The following is a 12,753-nucleotide window of genomic DNA, read 5'->3' as shown; positions in this document are numbered from 1 at the left end:
CAATTTTCATTGGATATGTTTAATGATTAGACTTGAAAATATCACTAAATACTATCCTTCAGCGCTTGGTCATCAATACATATTTAAGAACGTCAGTTTTGATATCCCATCGGGACATAATATTGCCATTCTAGGCAGTAACGGTGCAGGTAAATCAACCCTGTTCAGAATGTTAGCTGGCAGCGAGTACCCTAATAAAGGCAGAATAATTACTGACTTACATTTGTCCTGGCCAGTTGCATTAACAACGGGTATTCATGGGCAAATGACCGGGGCTGAAAATGCCCGCTTTATCGGCATGATAAACGGTGTCGCAGATCTCGATACGTATGTTAAACGTGTCAGACATTTTGCCGAACTTGGACCAAAGTTTGACTTACCAGTTATGACCTATTCAAGTGGCATGAAGCCTAGATTAGCATTTGCGTGTTCTATCGGTATTGATTTTGATGTGTATTTAATCGACGAAGTCACTTCTGTTGGCGATGCCAATTTTAGAAATAAAGCACGCCAAGCACTTACTCAAAAAAGTAAAAATGCCAATGTGATTATGGTCAGTCATGAAATGGATGAACTCAGGCACTTTTGTGACAGTGCCATTGTGTTACATCAAGGTCAATTAACTTTTTACAACGATCTAGAGCAAGGTATTGCTCAGTATCAGGCATTATAAATATGAGTCAGCAAGCAATAGATAAAATAGAACAACGTTTTCAAGAAATAGGACTCCGCACAGACAAGTCAATCTGGGATAACGGTGAAAAACTAATTCAGCTGTCAAATGAAGTTGAAAAAAATGATATTTATTTGGCTCGTCGCATTATGCAAAGAGCACGAAATCTACAACCTAATAATGACAATATTAATAAAACATTAAATAGATTGTCTGCAGAAATTGCTTCTAAAGCCAAAATGACACAAACCAGTTCTTCAACAGAATCGAGTCATATTGAGCCCACCGTCAGCCATGAAGCTCCAACGTTAATGACCAAAGTTTCATCAATGGCGTCAAGTATAAATAACCATCCTAATTCTCAAAAAGTGAATAAACCTTGGTTTTTGTTTTTAGTGCTCCCTTTTGTATTATTCGCGTTTTATCAATTGGTCTGGGCGGCACCAAGGTATGAGAGTAGAGCACAGCTGATTATCCAACAGCCAGACGGTATGTCGACAATGGACCCATCAATGGCTATTTTAAGCGGTCTAGGTGTTGGGTCTAGCTCAATGGCAGATACTGAATTGGTTAAAGCTTATATTCATTCTGAAGATATGCTTAAATATTTACAGAAAGAGTTTAATATTCAGCAACATTATCATGAGGGTGGCGATATTTTCTCTCGTTTGAGCAGTGATGCGACCATTGAAGAATTACTTGAATATTATACTGCTCACACCCTGATTGAAATTGATGATAAATCGGGTGTAATTAAAATATTAACTCAAGGCTACTCACCTGAATTTGCTAACCAGTTAACTCAAGCGATTGTTGACCGCGCTGAGTGGTATATCAATTCCATTGGCCATCAACTCGCAGATGCACAATTAGAATTCATTCAGGGTGAACATCAAAAAGTAGAAACCCGCCTGCGAGATGTACAACGAAATATTTTGGCCTTTCAACAAAAAAATAACTTACTTGACCCAGAGGCTGAGGGGGCTGCATTTCAGCAAATCACTTATGGTTTAGAAAGCTTAATTGCAACAAAAAGTGCCGAACTAAAAGGGTTAAAGTCGGTAATGACTGCAAAGGCACCACAAGTTGTTATGCTGGAATCAGAATTAACCGCATTAAAAAATCAACTGGAGTTAGAGCGCGAGCGTTTGTCTTTACAGCGTAAAGGGACAAACGATTCAAGTAATGGCAACAGTTCAGATCCTTCGTTGGCAATAAATATGACTTCTGTGAGCGAAATTCTGACACAATTTGCCGATTTAAAAATTGAGTTAGAATTAGCACTAAAAGGCTATACATCTTCAGAAATATCGCTCGACAAAGCAAGAATAGAGGCATATCGACAACTAAAATATTTAGTGGTTGTAGAGTCAGCAACACTGCCTCAAGACAATCAATATCCCAAAAGTATTTATAACATATTATTATTCTTACTTTTTCAGTTAATGTTATTTGGTATCGGTAAAATTATTATCGCCACAGCAAAAGAACTTCGTTAGTCACCATTGACTGATTCTTACTTTTGAGAGTATCTCGTATCTCGATTTATTTTTCGGATTTTATATGAACATTGTTTCAAAACCTATTAACAAATTTACACGTAAAGGCATTATTTTAGCGGGTGGAACGGGTACACGTTTATATCCTTTAACTAAAGTTGTCAGTAAGCAATTAATGTCAGTGTATGACAAGCCAATGATTTATTACCCAATTTCAACGTTAATGGTTGCTGGTATGACTGAAATTTTAGTCATTGCAACCCCAGATGAATTACCGCGTTTTAAAGAGTTATTAGGTGATGGTAGCGATTGGGGCATCCGCTTTGACTATGTTGAGCAACCAAGCCCAGATGGCTTAGCGCAAGCGTTTTTACTCGCTGAAGATTTTTTACAAGGGCAAAGTGCGGCATTAGTACTTGGCGATAACTTGTTTTATGGTCACGATTTATCGATTTCACTGCAAAATGCAACCTCGCGTGAAACGGGGGCAACCGTATTTGGTTACCATGTCTCAAATCCTAAGTCTTATGGTGTTGTCGAGTTTGATGAATCTGGTAAAGCGATTTCGATTGAAGAGAAGCCGTTAAAGCCTAAATCAAATTATGCTGTTCCAGGGCTATATTTCTTCGACAACCGAGTGGTTGAGTACGCTAAAAATGTGAAGCCCTCAGCCCGTGGCGAGCTAGAAATTACGGATGTCATTGAGCAATACCTGGCTAAACAAGAGTTAAATGTTGAAATCATGGGCCGTGGTACCGCATGGCTAGACACAGGGACATTAGACGATTTATTAGATGCCGCAAACTTTATCCGTGCAATCGAAAAACGCCAGGGATTAAAAATCAATTGCCCAGAAGAAATAGCCTACCGCATGGGTTATATCAACGAACAACAGCTTCGCGAGTTAGCCGCACCACTTAAAAAGTCAGGCTACGGACAATACCTTCTCGACATATTAGAACAAAAAGTATTTTAAGCAGAAGCAGAAAAGCTGAGACGGTTAAAGTAGAAAGTCACAAGTCACAAGTAAAGGCTTAGAAAAAACAATCCACTCGTCGCGTTACTTGTCACTTGCAACTCGTTACTTGCTGCTTGTCACTTGCCGCTTGTTACTTGTCACTTGCTGCTTGTCACTTGTCACTTGTCACTTGTCACTTGCCGCTTGTCACTTGCCGCTTGTTACTTGCCGCTTGTTACTTGCCGCTTGTTACTTGCCGCTTGTTACTTGTTACTTGTTACTTGCCGCTTGCCGCTTGCCGCTTGTTACTTGTCACTTGTCACTTGTCACTTGTTACTTGTCACTTGCCGCTTGTCACTTAAACATCAAGAGAGATTATGAAATTTATAGAAACAGCCATTCCAGATGTAAAAATCATTGAGCCAAAAGTGTTTGGTGATGAGCGTGGTTTTTTTATGGAAACCTTTCGCACAGAATTATTTAACCGGCATTGCGCTGAGCGTGTTTTTGTACAAGAAAATCACAGTAAATCTTCTCATGGCATATTACGCGGTCTTCACTATCAAACAGCTAATACACAAGGCAAGCTAGTTCGTGTCACGCGCGGTGAAGTGTTTGATGTTGCCGTTGACATGCGTAAAAATTCAGCCACCTTTGGCCAATGGGTTGGGGTGTATCTCTCCGAAGAAAATAAACGCCAACTTTGGGTGCCAGAAGGCTTTGCTCATGGCTTTTATGTAACATCTAAAGAGGCCGAGTTTGTATACAAGTGTACTGATGTGTATAACCCATCGGTTGAAGTGTCGCTTAAATGGGACGACCCAACTGTTAACATTCAGTGGCCACTCGTTGATGGTAAATTACCATCATTGTCAGCCAAAGATGAAGCAGGATTAGCGTTTGCAGATGCGCCAACTTTTTAACGTTATTGAATACCACCCATAAAAAGACGAACAAAAACTAAAATGAAAGTATTAATAACAGGTAAAAATGGCCAGCTTGGTTCAGAACTACAACGCAGTTGCCCTGACAATATAGAAATTCAATGCTTTGACAGTCAGTCACTTGATATTACCGATATTGCTATGGTGAACGAGATATTAATCAGTTTTTCGCCCGACATCGTTATTAATGCTGCAGCTTACACAGCAGTTGATAAAGCCGAGTCAGACATTGATGCAGCCTATGCCGTTAACCAAATGGGTGCAGCTAACCTTGCAACTGCATGTAAAGCCATTAATGCAAAATTAATTCATATTTCAACAGACTTTGTTTTCGATGGTACTAAAACCACGCCTTATGTGTCTGCTGATGCAACAAATCCACTGGGTGTTTATGGCGCCTCTAAGCTCGCAGGTGAGCAAGCTGTTAGCCGCATTTTAGGCTCACAGGCCATCATAGTGCGTACAGCTTGGGTGTACTCTCAGTTTGGTAATAACTTTGTAAAAACCATGCTGCGCTTAATGAGTGAAAAAGAGCAATTAGGTGTTGTGTATGATCAAGTCGGTACACCCACTTGGGCTGCAGGTCTTGCTAATATGCTTTGGGCGTTAGTGCAGAAGAGCAGTGACAAAGCTGAAGAGACTAGAGACAAGATACAAGTAACAAGTAACAAGGCTGAAGAGGCAAGAGAGAAGTTACAAGTAGCAAGTAACAAGGCTGAAGAGGCAAGATACAAGATACAAGTAGCAAGTAACAAGGCTGAAGAGGCAAGATACAAGATACAAGATGCAAGAGACAAGGTTGGAGCTGAGAGCAAGACATTAAATCAGACGACAATTCTTAATTGGACCGATGCGGGCGTAGCATCCTGGTACGACTTTGCAGTTGCAATCCAAGAGCTAGCAATAGAACAAGGCTTGCTCAATAAAGCAATACCCATCAGCGCAATACCTGCATCAAGCTATCCAACGCCAGCAAAACGCCCTGCATTCAGTATTATTAACAAAACCGAAGCAGAAGAGCTGACAGGTGTAAAAACCATACACTGGCGCGCACAATTAAAATCTATGCTACAGGCGCTTGAGGCTGAGAAGGTGAAAGTCGAAAGTGACAAGTAACAAGAAGAGCTGAGAAAGGAATAGGTTAAAGCCGAAAGTGACAAGTAACAAGTAACAAGAARAGCTGAGAAAAGAATAGGTGAAAGTCGAAAGTGACAAGTAACAAGAAGAGCTGAGAAAGAACAGGTGAAAGTCGAAAGTGACAAGTGACAAGTAACAAGAAGAGCTGAGAAAAGAACAGGTGAAAGTCGAAAGTGACAAGTAACAAGAAGAGCTGAGAAAGGAATAGGTTAAAGTCGAAAGTGACAAGTAACAAGAAGAGCTGAGAAAAGAGCAGGTTAAAGGTGAAAGTGACAAGTAACAAGAAAAGCTGAGAAAWGAGCAGGTTAAAGTCGAAAGTAACAAGTAACAAGAAGAGCTGAGAAAGAACAGGTGAAAGTGACAAGTAACAAGAAGATCTGAGAAAAGAGCAGGTTAAAGGTGAAAGTGACAAGTAACAAGAAGATCTGAGAAATTAGCAAGTGAAATAAGCTAAAAAGCAAACAGACAAAAGTTAAGTGTTGGGCTAAGGTTTAGAATCACTAAATAACAGTGAAAAGGACTGTTTATGAGATTTGAAGACCTTGAAATTTGGAATCGTTCGGTGATTTTGTCAGCTGAAATTTATACTTATTTCAGGAGTTCACGTGATTTTGGTTTTAAAGATCAAATCACACGTTCTTCATTGTCAGTACCTTCAAATATTGCTGAGGGTTTTGAAAGAAAAAGTAGGAAAGAGTTTGCTAACTTTTTGTCTTATGCCAAAGGTTCTTGCGGAGAATTAAGAACTCAAATCTATATCGGAATTAAGATTGAATATATTTCATCTGAAATCGGTAATAAATGGATTAGAGAGTCAGAAGAAATTTCAAGAATGATTGCAAGTCTAATGGCCAAAAAGCTTCAATAACTTCAGTCACACCACTTGTTCACTTGCCGCTTGTCACTTGTCACTTGTCACTTGCAGCTTGCCGCTTGCCGCTTGTCACTTGTTACTTGTCACTTGTTACTTGTCACTTGTCACTTGCAGCTTGTCGCTTGTCGCTTGCAGCTTGCCGCTTGCAGCTTGCCGCTTGCAGCTTGCAGCTTGCCGCTTGCAGCTTGCCGCTTGCCGCTTGCAGCTTGCCGCTTGCCGCTTGCAGCTTGCCGCTTGCAGCTTGCAGCTTGCCGCTTGCAGCTTGCAGCTTGCCGCTTGCCGCTTGCAGCTTGTCACTTGTCACTTGTCACTTGTCACTTGTCACTTGTAACTTGCCACTCGTCACTCGTCACTTTAGATTAAAACTAACGGGCGTAAAGCCCTAAAATCGTTAAATGGAATATAAAAATGGAACAACGTAATTTACTGGTCACAGGTGGTGCAGGATTTATCGGTGCTAATTTTGTTCACTATTGGTTAGCACAATATCCACAAGATAAAGTGATTGTTTTAGATGCGTTGACATATGCAGGTAATAAAGCCAATTTAGATATCGTTGCCAATAACAGTAATATGATATTCGTGCATGGCAATATATGTGATACCGCACTAATCGAATCCCTTATTGATACCCATCAACTCAATACCATTGTTCACTTTGCCGCAGAGTCACATGTAGACCGTTCAATCACAGGGCCAGATGCCTTTATTGAAACCAATATTCTAGGCACCTATAGTCTATTAAAAGCAGCTAAGAAAAAGTGGATAGACGAGCCAAAAGCACAAGGCAACCCTACACCAGAACACCGTTTCCATCACGTGAGTACCGACGAAGTCTACGGTACTTTAAGTGCAACAGACCCTGCATTTACCGAAGAAACGGCATACGCGCCTAATTCGCCTTATTCAGCATCAAAAGCGGCGAGCGATCATTTAGTACGTGCTTATCACCACACTTATGGCTTAGAGGTAACAACCTCAAATTGTTCAAATAACTATGGTCCATACCACTTCCCTGAAAAACTGATCCCGTTAATTGTCACCAACATCCTTAACGACAAACCATTGCCGGTTTATGGTGATGGTCAGCAAATTCGTGATTGGTTATACGTTGAAGATCACGCCCGAGGTATTGACCTAGTGCTTAACAAAGGCCGCATAGGCGAAAACTACAACATTGGCGGTAACAACGAGTGGGCGAATATCGATATCGTTAAGTTAGTCTGTAAAGTGATGAGCGAAAAGTTTGCTGCCAATCCAAACTTAGCTGAACGTTACCCAAATGCTTTATCAGCGATTGCCGGTAAAACTGAAAACTTAATCACCTATGTGCAAGACCGTGCCGGTCACGACAGACGCTATGCTATTGATGCCACAAAAACCAATAACGAACTAGGTTATGTCCCAGCAGAAAGTTTTGAAACGGGCTTTGCTAAAACCTTAGACTGGTACTTAGACAACCAGCAATGGTGGCAGCCATTACTCTAACAAGCTTACCGCTAAGCTGACTTCAATTAAGTACTTTTAGGTATTTAAACACTAATAACGCACTTATTTAAATTATATTATGGTAGTCGAAATGAATATTACTTCAGTTATTATGGCCGGTGGAACGGGCAGTCGTTTATGGCCAATGTCTAGAGCTCTTCACCCAAAGCAATTTTTAAAATTAACCAGTTCATATAGCATGTTGCAAGAAACGGTTAATCGCACCTTGCCGTTTACTCACAGTAATATCGTTATTTGCAACGAAGACCATCGTTTTCTGGCGGCAGAACAGTTAAGAGAAATTGACCAATTACAGCAAATTATTTTAGAACCCGTTGGGCGCAATACCGCCCCAGCCATTGCACTAGCTGCTTTTCAATTACAAAAACAAGATAAAGATGCCATGATGCTGGTGCTGGCTGCCGATCATGTCATTAAAGACTCTGCAGCATTTGAGCAAAGCGTTAAACAAGCCATTGTTGCTGCTCAGCAAGGTAAAATGGTGACGTTTGGTATTGTACCTACACATGCCGAAACGGGTTACGGTTATATTAAGCGTGGTGACAATAGCTTTGATGGCTTCACTGTCAGCCAATTTGTTGAAAAACCAAACCTAGAGACGGCTCAACAATATTTAGACAGCGGTGATTATTACTGGAACAGCGGTATGTTCTTATTTAAAGCCTCGCAGTATTTAGATGAGTTAAAGCTATTCCGTCCAGATATTTATCAAGCATGCGAAGCGGCAATGGCAGACGTAAGTGCCGATTTAGATTTTGTACGCATTAATCAACAGCAATTTGAACAATGCCCATCGGAGTCAATCGACTACGCCGTCATGGAAAAAACAGCTAATGCTGTGGTCATCCCATTAGATGCACAATGGAGTGATGTAGGTGCCTGGTCTGCGCTATGGGATATCTCTAACAAAGACCAAAATAATAACGTTTTGCAAGGCGATGTATTAACCCACAATAGCACCAATAGCTATTTTAATGCTGAGCATAAATTAATTGCTGCTGTGGGTGTTGATAATATTGTCGTTATCGAAACCAAAGATGCAGTATTGGTTGCCCATAAAGATAACGTTCAAGATGTTAAAGCCATTGTCGAACAACTTAAAGCAAGCAATAGAACTGAGCATCATTTGCACCGTGAAGTGTACAGACCTTGGGGTAAGTACGACTCTATTGACTTTGGCGACCGCGACCAAGTGAAACGAATTACGGTTAAGCCCGGTGAAAAATTATCAATTCAAATGCACCATCACCGCAGCGAACATTGGATTGTTGTCTCTGGCACCGCTAAAGTCACCAACGGTGAACAAACCATTATTGTTACAGAAGACCAATCAACCTATATTCCTCTAGGGACAATTCACGCACTAGAAAACCCAGGGAAAATACCACTCGAAATGATTGAGGTGCAAACAGGGAGTTATTTGGGCGAAGACGACATTGTTAGGTTCGAAGACCGTTATGGCCGAGTCAAGGGGTAATCACTATGTCAACTACACTCAATAGTTATGATGTGCTAACCAACAGCAATATTGCATTTGGTACGAGTGGCGCTAGGGGCCTAGTCAGCGACTTTACTCACGATGTGTGTGCAGCATTTACCCATGCGTTTATTAGCGTCATGCAGGCTAGCAGCAAATTGACTCAATTAGCACTTGCTATTGATAATAGGCCCAGTAGTTACACTATGGCAATGGCTTGCGCGCAAGCAGCCAAACAAGCCAATATAGAGGTTATTTTCTATGGTGTAGTGCCAACGCCTGCTCTTGCCTATGTAGCCATGCAACAAGGCATACCCTGCATTATGGTTACAGGCAGCCACATTCCGTTTGACCGTAATGGCTTAAAGTTTTACAGAGCAGACGGTGAAATAAGTAAACAAGATGAACAAGACATCTTAAATGCTCGCGTTGAATTTAACGCCATAACCGATATCCCTAGTTTATCAACAAATAGTGATGCTTCTACTCAATATATTGCACGTTACACGTCACTGTACTCAAATAAACCACTGATGGGTAAGCGCATTGGTATTTACGAGCATTCAAGCGCGGGCCGAGACTTATACCACCATATTTTCACTACACTGGGTGCAGAGGTCATTGCACTTGAGCGAACAGATACTTTTGTGCCCATCGATACCGAGGCCGTAGCCGAAGAAGACAGACAAAAAGCCAGAGCATGGGCTCAACAATATCAACTCGATGCAATATTTTCTACCGACGGGGATGGCGATAGACCATTGCTTGCCGATGAACATGGCGAATGGTTACGAGGAGATATTTTAGGCTTACTGTGCGCCCAAGCACTAAATATTGAGGCGCTAGCGGTTCCTGTGAGTTGTAATACGGCCATTGAGTTAACAAAGCGTTTTAAGCAAGTTATAAGAACAAAAATCGGTTCACCTTATGTTATTGCCGCATTTGACACGCTAAAAAATCAATACCGTTCTTTTGCTGGGTTTGAGGCCAACGGTGGCTTTTTGTTAGGCAGTGATATTGCAGTAGGTGACAAGGTATTAAAAAGCTTACCGACTCGAGACGCAGTATTACCGGCGATTATTGCCTTAACTGCAAGCATGACAGAACCGTTATCAAAATCGGTTAATGCTTTACCTAAACGCATTACGGCTAGCGATCGTATTAAAAATTTCGCAACCGAGCGCAGTAACGCTATCATCGCCAACGCGACAGAAGCACCACAACAATTTGTTTTAGCACTGGGTTATACCCAAAAAATTATCGCAAATATTAACCAAACAGATGGCTTAAGAATTACCTTTCATGACGGAGATATTATCCATTTACGTCCATCAGGTAATGCGCCAGAGCTACGTTGTTATGCCGAATCAGATGTTGAGCAACATGCAATCGATTATGTTAATAACACGCTGTTAAAACTACAAACCCTATAATGGGACCTATACCCAATCAACCTGAAGATGCATCTTCAGGTTGATTGGGTAAATAACAATTTAAGTCATAACATACACTAATGGGCATATCATGAAATTATTGGTTTTTTGTGGTTTATTAAATATCGAAAATAAACAAGCGTTAGTTGATATGTTTGTAAGTCACAATGCAATTAACTTAAATGACGCTGTAGCAAGTAATAACCTACAACAATTAAATGACTATTTATTGCACTTACAGCAAGGTAAAACACAAACAGAATACCAAGATAAAGTCGCGATTTACTTTTATAATGGTGATGTTGAGTTACTAAATAGTACCCCTTTAAATAGCGATAATTATCATTATATTTCATTTTATTCAGCGCCTGAAGTGAGTATAGCGCCATCACTCAGCGAGCAAGATTGGGTCAGTCATTCAAGCGCAATACTAGATCTGCACTTATCCAATATGGAGCACTCTTATCTTATAAATCAAGCAGATATCGTTAACCATGTTGAGCAAATCGTTAAATTACTCAATAGTGTTTCTGGCTTAGTGCTTAAAACGCTAACAGTAAAACAACAAGCTGAAAATTTACTGAGCATCGCCCAAATCGTTCAGTCTATTAACAGTATCAAAAACAATCCTCAGCTACAGCAATTGTTCGAGCAGTTAGAAGGCGCTGCAGACATTACTAAAACCGACTATGGTTTACCTGCAGAAGCAAGGCTAGCGATTGGGTTATCAATGTTGCTAACCACGGCTAAAGAGACTCAACATGATGTAACACAATTAGCAAGCCACAATGATGATTTGCAACAGCAAAATAGCGTGTTAAAAGAGCAAGCTACGGCAGGCGATGCCGAAAAAAAATTAGCGTTATTGCAAATAAACCAGTTGCAAGAAGAGCTTGAGCTCGCGCACACCCAAAGCCAAAAGCTGGCAATTGAGCATCATGCTGTTACAGAGCAAAACAAACAAATACAACAACAGTTAGCCCTTGATACGGCGTCATTCATTGACAGATTAGCACAGTCAGAAATAGTGCAAGCAAAGCTTACTAGCGAAAACGAATTAGCATTACTGCAAATTGGTCAATTACAAGAAGAACTTGAACAATCATTTGTTAATAGCGAACAACTTAAGGCTGATCATCAAGTCAGTATCGAGCTGTTACAAGCACAAGCTGAAAGACAACAAGAGTTGTTGACCAACGAAAACGAGTTAGCCTTACAGCAAATAAGTCAGTTACAAGAAGAACTTGAACAATCATTTATTAATAGCGAACAACTTAAGGCTGATAATCAAGTTAATCTCGAGCTGTTAGCACAAGCTGAACGACAACAAGAATCGTTAATTCGTGAAAACGAATTAGCATTACTGCAAATAAGTCAGTTACAAGAAGAACTTGAACAATCATTTGTTAATAGCGAACAGTTCAAGGCTGATAATCAAGTTAATCTCGAGCTGTTAGCACAAGCTGAACGACAACAAGAATCGTTAATTCGTGAAAACGAGTTAGCCTTACAGCAAATCGGTCAATTACAAGAAAAGCTTGAGCAATCGTTTGTTAATAGCGAACAACTCAAGGCTGATAATCAAGCTAATCTCGAGCTGTTAGCACAAGCTGAACGACAACAAGAATCGTTAATTCGTGAAAACGAGTTAGCCTTACAGCAAATCGGTCAATTACAAGAAAAGCTTGAGCAATCGTTTGTTAATAGCGAACAACTCAAGGCTGATAATCAAGGTAATCTCGAGTTGTTAGTACAAACTGAACGACAAAAAGAGTTTTTGACTAGCGAAAACGAATTAGCATTACTGCAAATAAGTCAGTTACAAGAAGAACTTGAGCAAACGTTTTTAAACAATCAGACACTGTCGCAAAAGATTGAACATAAAAATGCTGAACTAAAACAGCTTAAAGATGAGTATAACCAAAAAATGGCCAATAGCATTTCAATTGAGCAATCCATTGCCAACGATAATGAATATCAAGCAAAAATTAATGCTCTTGAATTAAAGGTATGTGATTTAGAGTCTGAAAATGAATTAGCATTATTGCAAATTAATCAATTGCAAGAAGAATTAGAGTTTTATTACATCAAATTCCAGCAAGGCGGACTGTGGACACCAATATCAATAAGCAGTGATGTGAGTGCACCACATTACCTCCAAAATACCTTATCGTTAATGACGTTATAATCAATGTCGGTTAACCAAACTTCTCAACAACGGCTGATAATACTAGACCCAGGTTTACGAG

11 protein-coding genes are annotated in these 12,753 nt (G+C 40.3%); 10 read left to right on the top strand and 1 reads right to left on the bottom strand.

What is annotated here, in order from left to right; genetic code table 11:
- The first annotated feature begins 22 nt into the window (after positions 1 to 22).
- The 6 genes from PQR79_RS09545 (at position 23) to PQR79_RS09520 (ending at position 6,079) form a co-directional block, all read left to right on the top strand.
- Positions 23 to 673 (top strand): ABC transporter ATP-binding protein, encoded by a 651-nt coding sequence (locus PQR79_RS09545; RefSeq protein ID WP_238102738.1) that lies wholly within the window; start codon positions 23 to 25, stop codon positions 671 to 673.
- Between the two features lie 2 nt (positions 674 to 675).
- Entirely contained in the window at positions 676 to 2,172 is a 1,497-nt protein-coding gene (locus PQR79_RS09540) for a KpsE/RkpR family capsule polysaccharide export protein (RefSeq protein ID WP_238102740.1), read from the top strand.
- A 64-nt stretch (positions 2,173 to 2,236) separates the two neighbouring features.
- Positions 2,237 to 3,148 (top strand): glucose-1-phosphate thymidylyltransferase RfbA, encoded by a 912-nt coding sequence (rfbA, locus tag PQR79_RS09535; RefSeq protein WP_238102747.1) that lies wholly within the window; start codon positions 2,237 to 2,239, stop codon positions 3,146 to 3,148.
- Between the two features lie 359 nt (positions 3,149 to 3,507).
- The gene (gene rfbC, locus PQR79_RS09530) at positions 3,508 to 4,053 is read left to right on the top strand and encodes a dTDP-4-dehydrorhamnose 3,5-epimerase (RefSeq protein WP_238102752.1); all 546 of its coding nucleotides are present in this window, start codon (positions 3,508 to 3,510) and stop codon (positions 4,051 to 4,053) included.
- Between the two features lie 42 nt (positions 4,054 to 4,095).
- Positions 4,096 to 5,190, top strand: coding sequence for a dTDP-4-dehydrorhamnose reductase (gene rfbD, locus PQR79_RS09525; RefSeq protein ID WP_238102754.1), 1,095 nt, complete (start codon positions 4,096 to 4,098; stop codon positions 5,188 to 5,190).
- 547 nt (positions 5,191 to 5,737) lie between these two features.
- Positions 5,738 to 6,079, top strand: a complete 342-nt coding sequence (locus PQR79_RS09520) for a four helix bundle protein (protein WP_238102756.1) — start codon at positions 5,738 to 5,740, stop codon at positions 6,077 to 6,079.
- Between the two features lie 103 nt (positions 6,080 to 6,182).
- Here the strand turns inward: PQR79_RS09520 and PQR79_RS09515 are convergent, their stop codons facing one another.
- Positions 6,183 to 6,389 carry a hypothetical protein gene (locus PQR79_RS09515; RefSeq protein ID WP_238102758.1) on the bottom strand — a complete coding sequence of 69 codons (207 nt, stop codon included), beginning with the start codon at positions 6,387 to 6,389 and terminating at the stop codon, positions 6,183 to 6,185.
- A gap of 104 nt (positions 6,390 to 6,493) precedes the next feature.
- Between PQR79_RS09515 and rfbB the strand changes: the two genes are divergently transcribed.
- The 4 genes from rfbB (at position 6,494) to PQR79_RS09495 (ending at position 12,692) form a co-directional block, all read left to right on the top strand.
- The gene (rfbB, locus tag PQR79_RS09510) at positions 6,494 to 7,573 is read left to right on the top strand and encodes a dTDP-glucose 4,6-dehydratase (RefSeq protein ID WP_238102760.1); all 1,080 of its coding nucleotides are present in this window, start codon (positions 6,494 to 6,496) and stop codon (positions 7,571 to 7,573) included.
- A gap of 91 nt (positions 7,574 to 7,664) precedes the next feature.
- Positions 7,665 to 9,071, top strand: a complete 1,407-nt coding sequence (locus tag PQR79_RS09505; protein WP_238102761.1) for a mannose-1-phosphate guanylyltransferase/mannose-6-phosphate isomerase — start codon at positions 7,665 to 7,667, stop codon at positions 9,069 to 9,071.
- A 5-nt stretch (positions 9,072 to 9,076) separates the two neighbouring features.
- Positions 9,077 to 10,504 carry a phosphomannomutase gene (locus PQR79_RS09500; protein ID WP_238102763.1) on the top strand — a complete coding sequence of 476 codons (1,428 nt, stop codon included), beginning with the start codon at positions 9,077 to 9,079 and terminating at the stop codon, positions 10,502 to 10,504.
- A gap of 91 nt (positions 10,505 to 10,595) precedes the next feature.
- On the top strand, positions 10,596 to 12,692 hold the full coding sequence (locus PQR79_RS09495) for a hypothetical protein (RefSeq protein ID WP_238102765.1): 2,097 nt from the start codon (positions 10,596 to 10,598) through the stop codon (positions 12,690 to 12,692).
- The last annotated feature ends 61 nt before the right edge of the window (positions 12,693 to 12,753 follow it).

This window comes from Shewanella metallivivens, assembly GCF_028750675.1.
Classification (GTDB): domain Bacteria; phylum Pseudomonadota; class Gammaproteobacteria; order Enterobacterales; family Shewanellaceae; genus Shewanella; species Shewanella metallivivens.
This window is presented reverse-complemented; position numbering and strand designations above follow the sequence as displayed.